This window comes from Erythrobacter colymbi (genome assembly GCF_002155685.1).
Classification (GTDB): domain Bacteria; phylum Pseudomonadota; class Alphaproteobacteria; order Sphingomonadales; family Sphingomonadaceae; genus Erythrobacter; species Erythrobacter colymbi.
The window spans coordinates 174,959-192,448 of record NZ_MUYK01000006.1 but is presented as its reverse complement, the minus strand read 5'-3'; the positions used below and the strand labels follow the sequence as shown (position 1 = coordinate 192,448).

Annotated in this window: 18 protein-coding genes; 10 read left to right on the top strand and 8 right to left on the bottom strand. The window is 66.7% G+C overall.

Going from position 1 to position 17,490, the window contains the following annotated elements; genetic code table 11:
* Positions 1-126 precede the first annotated feature (126 nt).
* Positions 127-2,127, top strand: a complete 2,001-nt coding sequence (gene malQ, locus BZF57_RS13845; protein WP_240505991.1) for a 4-alpha-glucanotransferase — start codon at positions 127-129, stop codon at positions 2,125-2,127.
* A 19-nt stretch (positions 2,128-2,146) separates the two neighbouring features.
* Here malQ and BZF57_RS13840 read toward each other — a convergent pair whose 3' ends face one another.
* The 7 genes from BZF57_RS13840 to BZF57_RS13810 form a co-directional block, all read right to left on the bottom strand.
* Positions 2,147-2,965, bottom strand: a complete 819-nt coding sequence (locus BZF57_RS13840) for a crotonase/enoyl-CoA hydratase family protein (RefSeq protein ID WP_206073273.1) — start codon at positions 2,963-2,965, stop codon at positions 2,147-2,149.
* Positions 2,966-3,037: 72 nt separating this feature from the next.
* Positions 3,038-3,424 carry a winged helix-turn-helix domain-containing protein gene (locus tag BZF57_RS13835; protein WP_086738939.1) on the bottom strand — a complete coding sequence of 129 codons (387 nt, stop codon included), beginning with the start codon at positions 3,422-3,424 and terminating at the stop codon, positions 3,038-3,040.
* Positions 3,421-3,843 carry a JAB domain-containing protein gene (locus BZF57_RS13830; RefSeq protein WP_086738937.1) on the bottom strand — a complete coding sequence of 141 codons (423 nt, stop codon included), beginning with the start codon at positions 3,841-3,843 and terminating at the stop codon, positions 3,421-3,423. Before BZF57_RS13830 ends, BZF57_RS13835 begins: the two co-directional genes overlap by 4 nt.
* Positions 3,844-3,877: 34 nt before the next feature.
* Complete coding sequence (locus tag BZF57_RS13825) at positions 3,878-4,387, bottom strand: hypothetical protein (protein ID WP_086738935.1); 510 nt, start codon at positions 4,385-4,387, stop codon at positions 3,878-3,880.
* A 4-nt stretch (positions 4,388-4,391) separates the two neighbouring features.
* Positions 4,392-4,736, bottom strand: a complete 345-nt coding sequence (locus BZF57_RS13820; protein ID WP_086738933.1) for a hypothetical protein — start codon at positions 4,734-4,736, stop codon at positions 4,392-4,394.
* Positions 4,714-5,364 (bottom strand): helix-turn-helix transcriptional regulator, encoded by a 651-nt coding sequence (locus tag BZF57_RS13815; RefSeq protein WP_206073272.1) that lies wholly within the window; start codon positions 5,362-5,364, stop codon positions 4,714-4,716. The genes BZF57_RS13820 and BZF57_RS13815 overlap by 23 nt, the downstream gene beginning before the upstream one ends.
* A gap of 107 nt (positions 5,365-5,471) precedes the next feature.
* Entirely contained in the window at positions 5,472-6,671 is a 1,200-nt protein-coding gene (locus BZF57_RS13810; RefSeq protein ID WP_086738931.1) for an LL-diaminopimelate aminotransferase, read from the bottom strand.
* Positions 6,672-6,831: 160 nt separating this feature from the next.
* Between BZF57_RS13810 and BZF57_RS13805 the strand changes: the two genes are divergently transcribed.
* The 7 genes from BZF57_RS13805 to BZF57_RS13775 all read left to right on the top strand — a co-directional run bounded on the left by BZF57_RS13805 (position 6,832) and on the right by BZF57_RS13775 (position 13,860).
* Positions 6,832-8,733 carry a PHA/PHB synthase family protein gene (locus BZF57_RS13805; RefSeq protein ID WP_086738929.1) on the top strand — a complete coding sequence of 634 codons (1,902 nt, stop codon included), beginning with the start codon at positions 6,832-6,834 and terminating at the stop codon, positions 8,731-8,733.
* A gap of 149 nt (positions 8,734-8,882) precedes the next feature.
* A complete protein-coding gene (locus tag BZF57_RS13800) occupies positions 8,883-9,683 on the top strand; it encodes a phasin family protein (protein WP_086738928.1) in 801 nt (266 codons plus the stop codon).
* A 328-nt stretch (positions 9,684-10,011) separates the two neighbouring features.
* Positions 10,012-10,416: an ATP-dependent Clp protease adapter ClpS gene (gene clpS, locus BZF57_RS13795; RefSeq protein WP_420810213.1), complete on the top strand. Its 405-nt coding sequence runs from the start codon at positions 10,012-10,014 to the stop codon at positions 10,414-10,416.
* 13 nt (positions 10,417-10,429) lie between these two features.
* Positions 10,430-10,936, top strand: a complete 507-nt coding sequence (locus BZF57_RS13790; RefSeq protein WP_086738926.1) for a DUF427 domain-containing protein — start codon at positions 10,430-10,432, stop codon at positions 10,934-10,936.
* Positions 10,937-11,041: 105 nt separating this feature from the next.
* The gene (locus tag BZF57_RS13785) at positions 11,042-12,286 is read left to right on the top strand and encodes an LptF/LptG family permease (protein ID WP_086738924.1); all 1,245 of its coding nucleotides are present in this window, start codon (positions 11,042-11,044) and stop codon (positions 12,284-12,286) included.
* A gap of 9 nt (positions 12,287-12,295) precedes the next feature.
* Positions 12,296-13,405, top strand: a complete 1,110-nt coding sequence (lptG, locus tag BZF57_RS13780; protein ID WP_086738922.1) for an LPS export ABC transporter permease LptG — start codon at positions 12,296-12,298, stop codon at positions 13,403-13,405.
* Complete coding sequence (locus BZF57_RS13775) at positions 13,402-13,860, top strand: GNAT family N-acetyltransferase (RefSeq protein ID WP_240505990.1); 459 nt, start codon at positions 13,402-13,404, stop codon at positions 13,858-13,860. The genes lptG and BZF57_RS13775 overlap by 4 nt, the downstream gene beginning before the upstream one ends.
* A gap of 115 nt (positions 13,861-13,975) precedes the next feature.
* Here BZF57_RS13775 and BZF57_RS13770 read toward each other — a convergent pair whose 3' ends face one another.
* Positions 13,976-15,067, bottom strand: a complete 1,092-nt coding sequence (locus tag BZF57_RS13770) for a fatty acid desaturase family protein (RefSeq protein WP_420810212.1) — start codon at positions 15,065-15,067, stop codon at positions 13,976-13,978.
* A 116-nt stretch (positions 15,068-15,183) separates the two neighbouring features.
* Here BZF57_RS13770 and BZF57_RS13765 point away from each other — a divergent pair, with 116 nt between their 5' ends.
* Positions 15,184-16,389, top strand: coding sequence for an N-acetyltransferase (locus BZF57_RS13765; protein WP_086738993.1), 1,206 nt, complete (start codon positions 15,184-15,186; stop codon positions 16,387-16,389).
* Between the two features lie 312 nt (positions 16,390-16,701).
* Positions 16,702-17,490 (top strand): response regulator, encoded by a 789-nt coding sequence (locus tag BZF57_RS13760; RefSeq protein WP_086738920.1) that lies wholly within the window; start codon positions 16,702-16,704, stop codon positions 17,488-17,490.

Sequence of the window (17,490 nt, the reverse complement as noted above, 5' to 3'; positions counted from 1 at the left end):
CACTAATCAGGTGCGCCGCATGGCAGCAATCGCAGATGTGGCCTGACATTCCTATTCATGCCGATTTGTGGGCCCCGGCGCGCGCGCGGGCTTGCCAGATGCGGCCGCGCACCCGATGCCGGGCGGGTGAAACGGCCCGGGGAGGCGGCGATGGAGCAACTGCACGCGCTGGCGCAGGCTGCGGGGGTGGCCCGCGAATGGACCGATGTGGAAGGCTGCCATCAGGTGGTGAGCGATGCCGCGCTGGTGGCGGTGCTGACGGCGCTCGGGCACGAGACCGCGAACGAGCGCCAGATTGCGGGCAGCCTCGCCGCCATCGCCGAACGGCGCGGGGCGCTTCCGGCGATGCTGGTGGGCGATTGCGGGGCGATCGTCACGCTTCCCTTTGCGGTGGCCCGTGCCGAGGCGGCGGGCGAGGATGGCAAGGCCTTCTTGCTGGCGGTGGAGGGCGACCGGCTGACCCTGCCCGATGCGCCGGGCTATTACGATCTGGTGCTGGATGGCCGCGCGCTGCGGCTGGCGGTCGCGCCGCCGCGGTGCCCGCTGCCTGCGCAGGGCCGCGGGCGGGGCACGGGTCGACCTTGGGGTGTTTCCGTGCAAATTCCGTCGCTCAAGGGCGCGCGCCCGTCACCCTTCGGCACCTTCGGCGAGCTGGCGGAGGCGGCGCGGGCCTTGGGTGCGGCAGGGGCGGACGCGCTGGCGATCAACCCGGTCCACGCGCTGTTTCCCGGGCACGGCAAGGGCTACAGCCCCTATTCGCCCTCGAGCCGCCTGTTCCTGAACGGCGCGCTCGCCGATCCGGCGCTGGCGGACCTGCCGCCGCTGCCGGCCGGGGAAGGGCCGCCGCTGATCGACTGGGCCGAAGCGCTGCCGCGGCGGCTGGCCGAGCTGCGCGCGGTGTTCGACGGGCTCGACCCCGCCCGCCGCGCGGCGCTGACGGCAGCCGAAGACCCCAACCTGCGCCGCCACGCGCTGTTCGACGCGCTCGACTGCCACTTCCGCGCCGCGACCGGCGCCCACGGCTGGCGCGACTGGCCCGAATCCTACAGGGACCCCGAGGGCAAAGATGCCATGCGCTTCGCGGGCAAACATCCCGAAGAACTCGCCTTCCACCTCTTCGTCCAGAACCTCGCCCGCCAAGGCCTCGAAGCTGCCCAGATTGCCGCGAAGGAGGCCGGCATGGCAATCGGCCTGATCGGCGACCTCGCCGTGGGGGTCGATCCGTCAGGCAGCGACGCGTGGTCGCTGCGCCATGCGATGCTCGATGGCCTCACCATCGGCGCACCGCCCGATCCGCTCGGGCCGCTGGGGCAGAACTGGTCGATCACCGGCTTCTCCCCCGATGGCCTGCGCACCACCGGCTACGCACCATGGATCGCGATGATCCGCGCAGGCCTCGCGAGTGGCGGCGGCCTCAGGATCGACCACGCCTTCGGCCTTGCCCGCCTCTGGGTGATCCCCGAAGGCGGAGCGACCGCGGACGGTGCGTACCTTGCCTACCCCTTCGAAGACCTGATCCGCCTCGCCACCCTGGAAGCGCATCGCGCAGGCGCCTTCATCATCGCCGAGGACCTCGGCACCGCGCCCTATGGCTTCACCGGCGCTGTCACCGCGCGGGCGATGCTCGGAATGCGGGTGCTGTGGTTCGAGCGCGCTGCCGATCACGGCTTCATCGGCGCAGGCGACTACGAACCCCTCAGCGCCGCGATGAGCGGGACGCATGACACCGTCACAGTCGCCGGCTGGTGGCGCGGGCGTGACCTCGACTGGGCAGAAGAGCTCGGCCGCCTGCCGGAGGGCGTGACCCGCGCCGAGGCGGAATCGATCCGTGAATGGGACCGCGGGCTCCTGTGGTCGACGCTCGATCACACCCGCCCCCGACCCGCACCGGACGACCCGCAGCCGGTGGTCGATGCGGCCATCGCCCACATCGCCCGCACGCCGTCCGCCATCGCGCTGGTCTCGCTCGAGGACATGCTGGGAGAGGAGGAGCAGCCCAACCTGCCCGGCACGGTCGACGTCCATCCGAACTGGCGGCGGCGTTGCGCGGCTCCCGTCGCCGAGCTGCTGAAGGATGGACGGGTGCAGCACCGCTGCCGGATCATGGACGAGCTGCGCGGCGGCTGAACCGGCCGGGCGGCGATGGTCAGACGTCCTCGAAATTGGGCTTGCGCCGCTCCATCTCGGCCATCACCGCTTCCACCTGGTTGCGGCTGCGCATGATCGCGTGCTGCTCGATGCTCTCCTCGAGCAGGATCGCATCGGTCTCGCGCTCCCACATCCCGGCCTGAAGCCGCTTGGCGGCGCGGATCGCGTGGGGGTTTTTCAGCGCGATCTGGCGCGCGAGGGCCAGCGCCCGTTCGCGCGGGTTGTCGTCGACATAGGTCGCAAGGCCCAGATGCTGCGCCTCGGCCCCGTTGAATTCGCGGTTGGTGTAGATCAGCTCGCGCAGCACGTCGTCGCGCACCAGCCCGCGCCACAGGGCATAGCCGCCCATGTCGGGCACGAGGCCCCACTTCATCTCCATGATCGCGAGCCGCGTTTCGGGATGGACGATGCGGATGTCGGCTCCGCTCGCGATCTGCAGGCCCCCGCCGAAGCACACGCTGTGGATCGCGGCGATCACCGGCACGGGGAGCTTGCGCCACTGCATCGCCACCTGCTGCGGGCGGTTGGCGTTGCCATAGGTCCGCTCGGTCAGGCTCGGCTCGTCCTCGGGGGGCTTCTTCGCAAAATTCGACAGGTCGAGCCCCGCGCAGAAGGCCCGCCCCTCGCCCGAGAGCACCACCGCGCGCAGGCCCCGCATCCGCTGGAGCGCGTGGCCCGCCTCGATGATGCGCTGAAACATGTCCGGATCGAGCGCATTCATCTTGTCGGCCCGCACGAAGCGGACTTCGGCGACGCCGTCTTCGCCGAGTTCGATGGCGACGCGGTCGTTGGCGATCGTGGTGGCGATGGCGGACATAATGCGGTGATCCCTAAAGGCTGTAACAGAGCCCGGAGATTGACCCATCGCCCGCGCGCTGTCCAGAGTGCGCTAACCCGTGGCGGAGCGTGTCATGCCGCCCGCGGGAGGGGCTTCGAGAAAGAAGCGCCCCTCGCCATCGGTGCAGATCAGGTAGGCGACACCGGCCTCGGCCAGCTTGGGGCGCATCCGCGCGATGTGCGCGGCCACACCGCCCGGCTCGGGCTCGCGCGGGATGTGCCACGCCTCCGCCTCCAGCTGCTCGACCGTCAGACGCTCTCCCGCGATTGCGGCAAGGCGCCAGAGCAGCGCAAACTCCTCGGGCAGCAGGCCGAGCCACCGGTCATCGACCCGCGCGTCGCGGTGAAACAGGTCGAGCGTCATCTCGCCCGCCTCGCGGAAACGGGGGGCGGCGCTCGCCGGTTCGGGAAAGTGGCTGGAGGCAAGCGGTGCGTTCACAGCAGCCCTCCCGCTCGCATCGAATAGACGGCATCGGCGGTGAAGATCAGGTGATCGATCAGCGCGATGTCGAGCGCCCGGGCGACCTCGACGAGACGGCGCGTGGTGGCGATATCGCACCCGCTCGGACGGCAATGTCCCGAAGGATGGCTGTGCGCGAGGATGATCCCGGCTGCATCATGCCGCAGCGCTTCGCCCAGCAGGGCGCGCATGCGGATCGCGAGGGTGGTCATGGTGCCGATGCCGCAAGGTGCGTCACCGAGCCACGCGCTGTGTCTGTCGAGGAAGATCGCGTGCCCGCGCTCGTAGCGCGCTGGCGGGGCCAGCACGACGCTGCGCAGATAGGCGATCATGGTCGCGGCCCGCTCTTCCTCATTGGCCGCACCTTCGGCGGCGCGCGCGAGGGTGTGGGTCAGCACGGGCCTGCTCCCGAGGTTCTGCCGGCGCGACGCATCAGAACAGCATTCCCGCAGCGCGACCCTGCGTCGGTCGCCAGTCGCGATAGTTTCCGAAACGCCGCACGCGCAGCACATGGCGCCCGAAGCCGCCGGCCAGAATGGCCAACTGGCAATAGGACGGACCGATAACGAGGATCGCCACGGCCAGCGGCAAAATGCCGTCGACCACCCCGCGCACCAGATGGGTGCCCACGGCCACGAGCTGGAAGCCCGCGATCCAGAGCGGGTAGTTCCGGTTCGCCTTGAGCGCGATGCCCACGAACAGCACGCCCGCGATCATGTCGAGCATCATGACGTAATCGGCATAGGGCCCGATCTCCATCGCGGTTCCCGCGTTGAGCCACCGCGCGAGATAGACCGGAAACACCATCGTCGCGAGGAACGCGGCCATCAGCCAACGCTCCGGGCGCCCGCCCCAGCGCCAGATTGCCGCAGCAAGCAGCAGGCTGGACAAATGCTGGGCCGGGGCCCGGTAGGCATTGAAGAAGTCGAACCAGTCGCTCATCCGGTCAGGCCCGCAGCCGCTCTCGTTCGGCCGGAGTCGGCGCGAGGTCGGTCGGCGGGATCGTGGTCTGGCCGCCCGTATCGGGACCGGCATAGATCCGCGAGACCTTGCTCAGCTCGTCATGGACGCGCAGCAGGCTGGTGGACATCGACAGCGCCTGGCTTTCGGCTTCGGTCAGCCGCACCAGCGCGCGCTGGCCGGTGTTGACTTCGATCTCCGGGTTCTGTCGGGCAGTCAGCATCGCCTGCTTCAGCCGGGCCATGGCGATGATCGCCTCGTCGGCCAGGGCTTCGGCTTCACGGATGAGCTTCTTGAGATTGTGTGCGTCAGCGAGAATACGATTTTCCATCGTTCGTCTCCAGCGCTGCCGGTGCTCCTCCGGCAACGACCCCAGTTTCCGCGGAGTAGTTGACCTTGCCCTCCGTTGCCTCGCTGAGTGTGCGTGCCGCCGTGATCACGAGAACCACCGACGCCAGAATGCCCGCGGCGATCCCGACGATCGCCCCCAACCGAAACAGGACGGCATGCTCACCATCGAGCACTCCGGGAACCACCCGGGGTTCGCCCGGTCTCAGCCACGGTGCCTGTTCAATCAGGGGCATCGCGTCGCCGAGAACCAGTTGGCCCGGATCGTTCCGGCTCCCGAATTCAGCCGGATCAGTCGCCGCGTTAACCTGAGAAATTGTGTATGCATCTTCGCTGAAGGGCTTCAGCAAAGTTTCATCCGGAGCCGTACTTGGGGCATTTTCCGAGGGCGTTTCGACGGTATCGGGGGCGATCGTGGCGCGATAATTCTCGACCAGTTCGCCAAGGCTGGCCGCGTCGTAAACGTCCTTCAGCGCGCGGATATGCTGATTGATCCGGGTCTCGGACACACCGAGCTCCTGGGCAATCACCTTGATAGGCACGCGCCGGTCGATGCGTTCCATCACGGCGCGTTGTCTGTCGGTCAGCCGCCGCGCGGCTCCGGACGCCATTGCCCTCTCCTTCAGCTGCTCATCCCATGTTTACCCGCAAACTAACGCAAATCGGACAGGAATTCTTCCGTTTTGGATCAGAAAGCATTGAAACTTGGGAAACGGCTCTAGGCGGCCGAGCTGTTGACGCCCACCGACTGGAGGTAGCGCTTGATATTGCGCGCCGCCTGGCGAAGCCGCTGTTCGTTCTCGACCATGGCGATCCGCACGTAGCCCTCGCCGTTCTCGCCGTAGCCCACGCCCGGCGCGACGGCGACCTGCGCCTGGGTGAGGAGCTGCTTCGAGAATTCGAGGCTCCCCATCGATTTAAGCGCCGGCGGCAGCGGAGCCCAGGCGAACATCGAAGCCGGCGGCGGCGGGATATCCCACCCGGCGCGGCCGAAGGCCTCGACCATCACGTCGCGGCGCTTGTGATAGAGCTCGCGATTCGTCTCGATGATGTCCTGCGGGCCGTTGAGCGCGGCGCAGGCGGCAGCCTGGATCGGGGTGAAAGCCCCGTAATCGAGATAGGACTTCACCCGCGTCAGCGCGGCGATCAGCTGGCGGTTGCCGACCGCAAAGCCCATTCGCCAACCGGCCATCGAATAGGTCTTCGACATCGAGGTGAATTCGATCGCGACATCCTTCGCGCCCGGCACTTCCATGATCGAGCGCGTGGGCTTGCCGTCGAAATAAAGCTCGGAATAGGCCAGATCGGAGACGATCCAGACCTGGTTCTCCTTCGCCCAGGCGACAAGGCGCTCGTAGAAGGGCAGCTCCACGGTCTCGGCGGTGGGGTTGGAGGGGTAGCTCACCACCAGCACCGAGGGGCGCGGGACGGTGTAGTTCATCGCCCGCTCGAGCGATTCCCAGTAGTGTTCGTCCGGCGTGGTCGGCACCGAACGGATCGTGGCGCCCGCGATGATGAAGCCGAAGGTGTGGATCGGGTAGGACGGATTGGGCGCCAGCACCACGTCGCCCGGCGCGATGATCGCGGTCGCAAGGCTCGACAGGCCCTCCTTCGAGCCCATCGTCACCACCACCTCGGTATCGGGATCGAGTTCCACCCCGAAGCGGCGGGCGTAGTAGCCCGCCTGCGCGCGGCGCAGGCCCGGAATGCCCTTCGACTGCGAATAGCCGTGCGCATCCGGCTTGGCCGCGACTTCGCACAGCTTGTCGATCACGTGCTGCGGCGGCGGCTGATCGGGGTTACCCATGCCGAGGTCGATGATGTCCTGCCCCGCCAGACGGGCTGCATGACGCATGGCATTGACCTCCGCGATCACATACGGAGGCATCCGCTTCATGCGATAGAACTGGTCATTCATTGACGTCACACCCTTGTCATGCGCGGGTTTGATGCATCCGCTGCATCCTTCCCTTGGCGAATATTGCGCTGGCAGGGAAGCGGGTTTTCGGCGAGTTGCGAGTGGAAGCGATTGACGGCACTATCGAGGCCGCAGCGCGATTTGAGGACTTTTGCAGGCGATGGCACAGGATACCGACCCGATGGCGGCAGCGGGCGAGGCCCTGAAGGGCTTCTTCGACATGCAGGGCGAAGCCATGCGCGAGCTGATGGGCGCGGAAGGTTCCGAATCGCTGATGGCGCAGGGTCTGGGCGCGGGCGACATGGCCGAATGGGCCGCCACCGGCGCGCAGCTCCAGCAGCTGTGGCTCGATTTCGCCACCCACCAAACGACGGCCGCTGCTGAAAAGGCCGCCAAGGGTGCGGGGGCAAGCCTGCTCGATCCCGCGCAATGGCTGGTGGTCACGCAGGGCATGCTCGGCCAGCTTCCCAAGGGGATGTTCGAAGCCTCGGCCAAGCTCGCGCAGGACCAGATGCAGCTGTGGACCGGGGTGATGCAGAGCTTTGCCGCGGGCGGAAAGCTCGCCGAAGCGCCCGAGGCCGCCGCCCTGCCCAAGTCGGACCGCCGCTTCGCCGATCCCGCGTGGCGCGCGCACCCCGCCTTCCTGCTGCTCCACCAGACCTACCTGATGCTCGCCGACTACTTCCGGCAGGCCGTGAAGGGCATGGAGGGGCTCGACAAAACCAAGCGCCAGCAGCTCGAATTCGCGGTCACTGCGCTCGCCGAGGCGATGAGCCCTGACAACTTCCTTGCGCTCAATCCGGTGGTTTTGAAGCGCACGATGGAGACCAAGGGCGCCAATCTGGTGCGCGGGATGCAGCACCTCATCAACGACCTCAAGCGCGGGCAGCTGACCCACACCGATCCGAACGCCTTCCGGCTGGGCGAGAACCTCGCCGCGAGCCCCGGCAAGGTGGTGCACGAGACGCCGCTCTACCAGCTGATCCAGTACTCGCCCTCGACCGAGGCGGTGCTGGAGGTGCCGCTGGTGATCTTCCCGCCGTGGATCAACCGCTTCTACATCCTCGACCTCACCCCCAAGAAGAGCTTCATCAAGTGGGCGGTCGATCAGGGGATCAGCGTCTTCGTGGTCAGCTGGAAGAGCGCCGACGAGAGCATGGCCGACATCGTGTGGGACGATTACATCCGCGCCCAGATCGAGGCGATCGACCATGTCCGCGCACGGCTGGATGTGCCCGCTGTCCACACCATCGGCTATTGCGTGGCGGGGACGACCCTTGCCGCAACGCTGGCGGTGCTGGCGCGGCGGGGCGAGGCGGACAAGGTCAAGTCGGCCACCTTCTTCACCGCGCAGGTTGATTTCGAGAAGAGCGGAGATCTCAAGAATTTCATCGACGAAGGCCAGCTCGAGATGATCGGGCAGCTCTCCCCGCAAGGCTATCTCGACGGGCGCTATCTCGCTGCGACCTTCAACGCGCTGCGCGGGCGTGATCTGATCTGGAACTACGTCGTCAACAACTACCTGCTGGGCGAGGATTACCCGGCCTTCGACCTGCTCCACTGGAACGGCGACGTCACCAACCTGCCTTCCAAGTGGCACAACGCCTATCTGCGCGACCTCTACCGCGACAACAAGCTGGTGGTGCCCGATGCGCTGGAAGCGGACGGGACGCCGATCGACCTGACCCGCGTCGCCACCCCGAGCTTCATCCAGGCCGGGCGCGAGGATCACATCGCACCCGCCGAAAGCGTTTGGCGCATCACGAAGCACTTCACGGGGCCGGTCGAGTTCCTGCTGGCAGGCTCGGGGCACATCGCGGGCGTGGTCAACCCGCCGTCCGCGGGCAAGTACCAGTACTGGGTCGGCGACAGCCATGCGCCCAGCCTCAAGGACTTCGTCGCGGGCGCGACCGAGCATCCGGGCAGCTGGTGGCCGCACTGGCTCGCATGGCTCCTCCAGCAGTCCGACATGCGCGTTCCTGCCGAGGGCAAGCGGGTGCCGGGCGGCAAGGGCGACCCTGTGATCGAGGACGCGCCGGGGCGCTATGTGAAAACGCGATGATGATGCCGCGCACGTGCGGCAAAACCTCTGACATGGAATTATCTTCCTGAATTTATGATGGTTTAGAGTTTTTTGTGCACTGCACAAAATCGCTTGACTTCGCATCCGCATTCACTATTTTGTGCAGTGCAACATGAAGCGAGGTCGCCATGTCCGAAGTTGAAACCAGTGCTGAAGTGAAGGCTCCCGTCGCCAAGATCGACGCGGCTGCCGAGAAGGCTTACGCCGAAGCATCGGCCAAGATTGCCGAAGCGCCCCAAGCCCCCAAGGCTTCCGCTCCGGCTGTGAAGACTCCCGCCGCGCCCAAGAAGGCTCCGGTCGCTGCCAAGAAGGCGGTTCCGGTGAAGAAGGCTGCGGCCAAGACCGTCAAGAAGAAGACGGCGACCAAGACCGCTCCGGTCAAGAAGCCGGTGCTGGCGAAGAAGGCTGCCGCCAAGGCGAGCAAGCCCGCCGCCCCCAAGACCACCGCGCCGACGACCAACCCCGTCATCAAGCTCAAGGATACCATCATGGCCACTGCCAAGACCGCCGACATCACCGCCACCGCCAAGAACGTCGTCGCCGACGTCCAGGCCCGCGCCAAGACCGCCTACGCCAAGGGCACCGTGCTGACCGCCGAAGCGACCGAATTCGCCAAGGCGAATGTCGAAGCGGTCGTTGAAAGCGGCAAGATCTTCGCCGCCGGCGCGCAGGAACTGCTCAAGGACAACATCGAAACCGGCAAGACCGTGTTCGAGACCGTCACCGAAGACGCCAAGAAGGTCGCCGCCGTGAAGTCGCCGACCGAGCTGTTCCAGCTTCAGGGTGAAATCGCCCGTCGCAACTTCGACGCCGTGGTCGCCTACGGCTCGAAGCGCACCGAAGCCTGGGTGAAGCTCTACAACGACGCCTTCGCCCCGATCTCGAACCGCGTCAGCGTCGCGGTCGAGAAGGTGAAGACCGCCGCGTAAGGCAAACGAATTCTCCGGCCGGGCCTCTCTCCTCTCTCTCCCAACCCGGTCCACGAGAGCGCGCCGCAAGGCGCTGGCCGGTCAGACGCAAGTCTGACCGGCCTTTTTCTTGCCCACGCCCGAGCAAGCGATGCTTGCTCGGGCCTCTTCTTAGTCTGGCATGGCGCAGGCCTACCCCTAACCCCTCCCGCAGGCGGGAGGGGGACCGGGATGCGCTGATACTCCCCTCCCGCTCGCGGGAGGGGCCGGGGGTGGGCCCGTGCCACACTCCAAACAATTCCGACGCAATCGCTTGCACACGCGAGCGCGAATCCCATAATGGAGGCCTATGCCCGCATCAGCGCATCCCGATCTCGCCATGACGGCCGAGCTGCCCTTGCCGCAGCACGCGCCTGTGCGCGCCGAGGACGAGGATGGTGGCAAGGATGGCGGCGGTCAGGGTCAGGTCGGCATCGCCACCAAGACCCGCGCCAAGCCCAAGAAGCCGAGCCAGTACAAGGTGCTGATGCTCAACGACGATTACACCCCGATGGAATTCGTGGTGCTGGTATTGAAGCGCTTCTTCGGGATGGATCTGGAACAGGCCACCCGCGTCATGCTCCACGTCCACCAGCGCGGTGTCGGCGTGTGCGGGATCTTCACCTACGAGGTCGCCGAGACCAAGGTGAACCAGGTGATGGATTTCGCCCGCCAGAACCAGCACCCGCTGCAATGCACGCTGGAAAAGGCCTGAGCATCAGCCGCTGATGCGCGCCGCCCACCATCCCGAGCCCGATCCCGTGCGCCCCGGTCAGGAGAGTGTGTGGGACTATCCCCGCCCGCCCCGCGCCGAACCGACGTCCCGGCATATCGTGATCGTCCACAAGGGCGTGACACTGGTCGACACCCGCGCGGCGTGGCGAACGCTCGAAACTTCGCATCCGCCGACCTACTACATCCCGCAAGGCGACCTCGCGATGACGCACCTGATGCCGAACGCAGGCACCTCGTTCTGCGAGTGGAAGGGGCAGGCGCGGTATTGGGACGTGGTGATCGGCGACACGCGGCTGGTCGGCGCAGGCTGGTCCTACCCCTCGCCTTCGCCTGCTTTCGCCGGCATCCGCGACCACATTGCCTTCTACGCCGCGCCCTTCGACCGGGTCGAAATCGACGGCGAGCAGGTCACGCCCCAGCCCGGCGGGTTCTACGGCGGCTGGATCACCTCGGCCGAGGCCGGGCCGTTCAAGGGCATTCCGAACAGCCGCTTCTGGTAAAGCCCCGGTCAAGCTTCGACAGGCCAGAGCAATTGGGGACATGACGCGCGCAGCCGAAGCGGCTAGGGCTGCGGGGCGCCGGCGCAATCCACGGAACCGCTCGACTTGTTCAACTTCATCCCCGCCATCGATCGCTACATCCTGCGGCTAACGGTCGTGCCGATGCTCGGCGTCTTCGCGCTGGCGGCGTCGCTGCTGATGCTCGACAAGATGCTGCGGCTGTTCGATTTCGTCGCGGTCGAAGGCGGGCCGGTGGGCGTGGTGTTCAAGATGCTCGGCGCGCTGATCCCCGAATATGCGAGCCTCGCGATTCCCTTGGGGCTGCTGCTCGGGGTGCTGCTGGCGTTCCGCAAGCTCGCGACCTCCTCGGAGCTCGACACCATGCGTGCAGTCGGCCTGTCCTATAACCGGCTGCTGCGGATGCCCTACCTCATCACGGTCGTGCTGATGGCGGTCAACGTGGCGCTGGTGTTCTACGTGCAGCCCTTGAGCCGCTACTATTACGAACAGCTCGAATACGAACTGCGCTCGGGCGCGCTGGGGGCCTCGATCAAGGTCGGCGAATTCACCACGCTGGCCGACCGCATGGCGCTGCGGATCGAGGAGAGCGAGGATGACGGGCGCCGCCTGATCGGCATCTTCGCCCGCGTCGCCAACAAGAAGGGGCAGGTGCTCTCGATCAGCGCGCGCGAGGGAGCCTTCCTCGCCACCCGCGACAATCCCGACACGATCATCCTGCGCCTGACCGAAGGCACGATCATCCAGGATACCGGCATGAAGGGCCAGACCCCGCGCGTCCTGAGCTTCAGCCGCCACGACCTGCCGATCGATCTGCCCGCGATGGAAAAGTTCCGCGCGCGCGGTGACGAGACGCGCGAGTATATCCTGCCCGAACTGCTCCGGATCGGCTGGAGCCGCGACAGCGCCCCCGACCGGCGCGATGCGAGCGTTGCCAGCTTCAATTTCCGGCTGGTCGAGATCGTGATGATGTTCCTGATGCCGCTGCTGGCGGTGGCGCTCGCGATCCCGCCCAAGCGCTCGACCAGCGCGCTCGGCGTGTTCGTGTCGATCGTGATGGTGGTCGCCTATCACAAGGTGAACCAGTACGGGGAGGACGTGGCTTCCATCGGGCGGCTCGATCCGGTGCTGGCCTTCTGGGTGCCCTTCGTGCTGTTCGCGGGGCTGATCCTGTGGATGTATTACCGCGTCGCCTATGTCCCCGGCGGGCAGGCGATCGGAGCGCTGGAAATGGCCTTCGCCAAGCTATCGAAGCGGATCGGCAAGCTGTTCAGCCGCCGCCAGCCACCGCGCGCCTATCAGCCGGCCGCAGACCCAGCTCCGGCGGAATAGGCCCCGGCAATGCAGCTCGATTTCTTCCCCTCGCGCACGCTGACGCTCTATCTGGCGAAGCTGTTCGTGGTGCGCATCTTTGCCGTGCTGGTGATGCTGGTGCTGGTGCTGCTGGCGCTCGACCTGCTGTCGACCTCGGGCGACATCCTTGCGGTAAAGGGCAACGGGCAGGCGGAGATCCTCAAATACGCCTCATTGCGCGCGCCGCAGCTGGCGAGCCGCTTCCTGCCCTATTCGGTTCTGCTGGCGACGCTGATCACGCTGGTGACGCTGAACCAGAACAGCGAGGTGGTGGCGATGAAGGCAGCGGGGCTCTCCGCGCATCAGGTGCTCGCCCCGCTGCTGCTGACTGCGGCGCTGGTCTCGGCGGTGAGCTTCGGCTTCAACGAGCGGATCGTGACCCGCGCCAATGCGACGCTCGATGCGTGGGAGGCGGCGGAGTACGGCCCGATCCCCGAGGCGGAGGGCACAGCGGGCAAGCCGCGCTCGAACATCTACCTGACCGACGGGGTCAACATCCTCTCGGCCGCGACGCTGACGGGGACAGGCAAGGACATCGTCCTGACCGGTGTCACCTGGTACGCCCGCGCGCCCGGCGGCATCATTCGCGAGCAGATCCGCAGCCCCCGCGCAACCTATGCCAGCCCCGGCTGGCGGCTGGAACAGCCGGTGCAGTTCGATGTCGCGGGCGCCGTGACCGAGCGCCCGGCGGCGCTGATCGTGGGGCAGAACCTCTCGCCCGAGCGGATCATGCTCCAGTCGGTCGATGCCGATGCGCAGAACTTCTGGGAGCTGAAGGCTTCGATCGACGCTTACGAGACAGCAGGCCGCAATACAGACGAGATGCGCGCCAAGTGGTGGCACCGCCTGTCGGGCCCGCTCTCGGCGCTGCTGATGCCGCTCCTGGGATCGGTCGCCGCCTTCGGACTTGCGCGTTCGGGCCAGCTGTTCGTTCGCGCGATCATCGGCATGGCGCTGGGCTTTGCCTATTTCGTGGTCGACAATGCCGCACTCGCGATGGGCAGCTTCGGCGGCTACCCGCCGCTGCTCGCGGCCTGGGCGCCCTTCGTGCTGTTCCTGCTCGTGGGCGAGACGGTGCTGGTGCGGACCGAGGAGTGAGCTGGTCGCTGCGCCTCGCGCGCCCTGCCGATGCCGCGGCGATGCCGGACATCGCCGCCGACAGCCCCCGCACCGCCGAGGGCTACGCCCGGCTGATCCGCAAGGGTCACAGCCTCGTCAGCCATGTCGGCGATGCATTGGCAGGCGTGCTGGTGGCCGAGCCCTTCCGCCGCGAACTCCACATCTGGGAGCTGTCCGTCCTCCCCGCCTTCCGGAAGCGCGGGATCGGACGGGGATTGGTGCGCGCGGCGCTGATCGACGCGCGCAATACCGGCGTAAAGGCGCTGACTCTCACCACCGACCGCGAGGACGGCGCACCCTTCTTCGCACAGCTCGGCTTCGAGGAAGTCACCGCGCTCGATGCGCACATAAGGCTGGCGGGCGAACTCGCGGTCGAGGTCGACAACGGCCTCGATGCCGACCGCCGCTGCGCGATGATCTGCTTTCTGGATTAGGGACTCCAACGAACCCCGTTCGCCCTGAGCTTGTCGAAGGGCCGTTTTTTCTTCTCGATGTTGGAGGAAGAAGTACGGTGCTTCGACAAGCTCAGCACGAACGGAAGTAGTTCTGCTACGCCCGCCGCCCCATCGTGCTCTTGGCGATCCGGCCCACCAGCGTCAGCATCCCCGGGTGGTTCGCGCCTTCATAGGTGGAACCCGTCCCAAGCTCGCGCGCGAGGCGGCGGTGGGCTTCGGGCAGGTCATGATAGGGCATCGAGGGCATCAGGTGGTGGAGCGCATGATAGCGCAGGCCTACCGGCGCCCAGATCTCGGCTGCAACACCGGGCGGGGGCACGTTGACAGAGTCGAGGAACTGCGCCGTCACCGTCATCGCCTCGCCCTCGTTCTCCCACAGATGCGCGACCAGCGTGCGCAGCTGGTTGAGCACGGCGGCGAAGGACAGGATCGCCATCGCCGTCACCAGCGGCTCCCAGCCGAACACGAAGCCGCTCGCGATCAGCGCGATCGCCCAGAGGCTCGCGCCCGCTTCCTGCCAGCGCACCCGCAGCGAGAAATCACCCTCGGGCGCCTTGCGGCGGAACTCCGGATTGATTGAGAGCGAGGAGAAACGCTCCCACACGAATGTGCGCAGCGGCGGGATGACGAGGCCGAGCGGATAGAGCACGCCGAAGCGCAGCAGCAGGCCCACCGGCAGCAGCATCGCCACCAGCACGAAGGCAGGCAGGCTCCACGGCTTCATCAGCGCCAGCGGCAGGTATTCGGGATCCTCGACCGTGCCATACTGCGTGCGCTTGTGGTGGATCGTGTGGACGCCCTCGTACATGAAGGAGGGCGTCAGCATCGGAATGCCGACCAGCAGGTTCCAGCCCGTACGGAAGCCCGGAAGGGCATCGCGGTGAATGTGGGTCAGCTCGTGGATGAACATCAGCGCGCGGTAGAGCGCCAGCGCCGCGACCAGCCCCGCGGCGATCTTCACGCCGAGGCTGCCCGAGACGATCGCCACCGCGATCCCGGCATAGCCGATCCCGGCCGAAAGCAGCATGTCGGGCCAGTAGATGCCCGCCTTCGCCTCGCCCAGACCTTTGGTCAGGTCGCGCGCGGCGCGCAGCATCGCCTTGTCGTCCTCGGCCATGAACTGGAGGCGGGTCGCCTTCGGGGGCACTGGCAGGGGCGCGGCGGGGATGGTCTGGTGCATGGTCATTTTCGGTACAATCCTGAGGCGCGCCCTACCCCAAAACGGGATGCGCGCCAAACGCGTGTTGTTGGTCAATGTGATCGAACGCCTTGCGCGAATGGCGCGGGCGCGACACAGACACCTTGATCAACCGCAAATACGAGGACGGCGGCGTGACGGATGTATTGGCCCGCGGGGCAGAGATAGTGATCGAGCCCGTCGGCGACAAGCGCGGGAGGGAGGCCTTTGTCGATCTCGGCCGGGCGTTCTCCGACCGCCTGCCCCACTTCGTCCCGCAGATCCGCGCCGAACAGATCGAGCTGGTCGATCCCGCGAAGAACCCGTTCTTCGGCCATGCGCGGGTGCAGCTGTTCATCGCCAAGCAGGGCGGCAAGCCCGTCGGTCGCATATCGGCGCATATCGACGAGCTCGCGCTCGCCATGCCGGCCGAACAGGGCTTCGGCCCCGGCACCGGTTTCTTCGGATATTTCGATGCCGAGGACGAGAGCATCGCCCGCGCGCTGCTTGCGGCGGCCGAAGCGTGGCTGGTCGGTCAGGGGATGCACCGGGTGCTCGGTCCGATCTCGCTGTCGATCTGGGAAGAGCCGGGCCTGCTGGTGAAGGGGCAGGATCATGCCCCGATGCTGCTGATGGGCCACCACCCCGCGCACTACGCCGGCTGGATCGAAGCGGCCGGCTATGCCCGGGCGAAGACGCTCTACACCTACGATCTCGACATCACGAAGCCCTTCCCCCCGCTGGTGCAGCGGATCGTGCAATCGGGCCACAAGAATGCGCGGATCACGATCCGCAAGGTGCGCAAGAAGGACTGGGATGCGGAAGTCGCGACGATCCTCGGCATCCTCAACGATGCGTGGTCGGACAACTGGGGCTTCGTGCCGTTCAGCCCGGCCGAGGTCGCCTATGCGGGCAAGAAGCTGCGCCCGCTGATCTTCGAAGACCTCAACATGATCGCCGAGCTCGACGGGCGGCCGGTGGCCTTCATGCTGACCTGGCCGGACATCAACGCCGCACTGGCGAAGATCAGGGGCAAGCTGTTCCCGTTCGGCTGGATCACCATGCTCCGCTGGCTGCGTTTCCCCAAGGGGGCAGGCATGCGCGTGCCGCTGATGGGGGTGCTCAAGGAGTTCCACTCCAGCCGCCTCGCCAGCCAGCTCGCCTTCATGATGATCGAGGAAATCCGCGTGCAGGCGACGAGCAAGTACAGCTCGACCCGCGGCGAGATCGGCTGGATCCTCGAGGACAACCAGGGGATGGTCGCGATCGCGGACACGATCCAGTCGAAGATCAACCGCGAATACGTGATCTACGAAAGATCGCTAGGGTAGAACCGGTCCCTCCCCGTTCCAACGGAATGGGGGGGTGGCAGACCAAGAAAAAAGGCCTCCACTCGCAAGCGAGCAGAGGCCTTTCGGGATCGTATCACCAGCCGCTTGGACGGGAGGGGGGTCTCGGCGGTGACAAGGCTATAATGATCGGCTTTGCGAGCGGTTCCCGGGACTCCCGAAATTTTTTTGACCCTAGGGAAACTACCGAGGAAACCTCGACTTTCCAGCAGTTTGTCGGATAGGCGCGACGAATGCGCGGCGAACCGCTATGGGCTGAGTCGCTTGCCTGTCCTGACCAGCGAAAGGTGTCTCATGTCCCTCGGAAGCCAGATCGCGGCCAACCTGCCCTTCCTGCGCCGCTATGCCCGCGCGCTGACCGGATCGCAGGCCAGCGGCGATGCTTTCGTGCGCGAAATGCTCGAGGCGGTGCTCGCCGACGAGGCACTGATGGCGAGCCTCTCGGGCGGGCGCGTGCCGCTCTACCGCGCTTTCGGCAAGGTCTGGGCGAGCGGTTCGGGCGGGGCCACAAGCGGCACTCCGACCAGCGAGCACGAGGCCGGCGCGCAGGCCCGCCTCGGCGCGATCACGCCCCCGGCGCGGCAGGCGCTGCTGCTGACGACGCTGGAGGATTTTACCGTCGCCGAAGCCGCCGCGATCCTCGAACGCTCGCCGGAAGAGGTCGAGGCGCTGGTCGCGGAGGCCATCGCCGAGATCGAGCGCGAACAGACCACCAGCGTGCTCATCATCGAGGACGAACCGCTGATCGCGATGCAGCTCGAAGACCTCGTCACCGGCCTCGGACACACGGTCAGCGGCACCGCGGCGACCCGCACGCAGGCCCGCGCGGCCGTGGCCGAGTCGATGCCGGGTCTGGTGCTCGCCGACATCCAGCTCGCCGACGGATCCTCGGGCCTCGACGCGGTCGACGATATCCTCAGCGTGGGCACGATGCCGGTGATTTTCATTACCGCCTATCCCGAACGCCTGCTGACCGGCGACCGGCCCGAGCCGACCTACCTCGTCACCAAGCCGTTTCAGGAAGCCACGGTGCGCGCGGCGATCAGCCAGGCGCTGTTTTTCGGCTCGACCAGGCCCCTGTGA

Coding starts and splice junctions, on each gene's coding strand:
- BZF57_RS13840 (WP_206073273.1), bottom strand. CDS start 2,965: ATGTCCGCCATCGCCACCACGATCGCCAACGACCGCGTCGCCATCGAA.
- BZF57_RS13825 (WP_086738935.1), bottom strand. CDS start 4,387: ATGAGCGACTGGTTCGACTTCTTCAATGCCTACCGGGCCCCGGCCCAG.
- BZF57_RS13820 (WP_086738933.1), bottom strand. CDS start 4,736: ATGGAAAATCGTATTCTCGCTGACGCACACAATCTCAAGAAGCTCATC.
- BZF57_RS13815 (WP_206073272.1), bottom strand. CDS start 5,364: ATGGCGTCCGGAGCCGCGCGGCGGCTGACCGACAGACAACGCGCCGTG.
- BZF57_RS13810 (WP_086738931.1), bottom strand. CDS start 6,671: ATGAATGACCAGTTCTATCGCATGAAGCGGATGCCTCCGTATGTGATC.
- BZF57_RS13805 (WP_086738929.1), top strand. CDS start 6,832: ATGGCACAGGATACCGACCCGATGGCGGCAGCGGGCGAGGCCCTGAAG.
- BZF57_RS13800 (WP_086738928.1), top strand. CDS start 8,883: ATGTCCGAAGTTGAAACCAGTGCTGAAGTGAAGGCTCCCGTCGCCAAG.
- clpS (WP_420810213.1), top strand. CDS start 10,012: ATGCCCGCATCAGCGCATCCCGATCTCGCCATGACGGCCGAGCTGCCC.
- BZF57_RS13790 (WP_086738926.1), top strand. CDS start 10,430: ATGCGCGCCGCCCACCATCCCGAGCCCGATCCCGTGCGCCCCGGTCAG.
- lptG (WP_086738922.1), top strand. CDS start 12,296: ATGCAGCTCGATTTCTTCCCCTCGCGCACGCTGACGCTCTATCTGGCG.
- BZF57_RS13770 (WP_420810212.1), bottom strand. CDS start 15,067: ATGACCATGCACCAGACCATCCCCGCCGCGCCCCTGCCAGTGCCCCCG.
- BZF57_RS13760 (WP_086738920.1), top strand. CDS start 16,702: ATGTCCCTCGGAAGCCAGATCGCGGCCAACCTGCCCTTCCTGCGCCGC.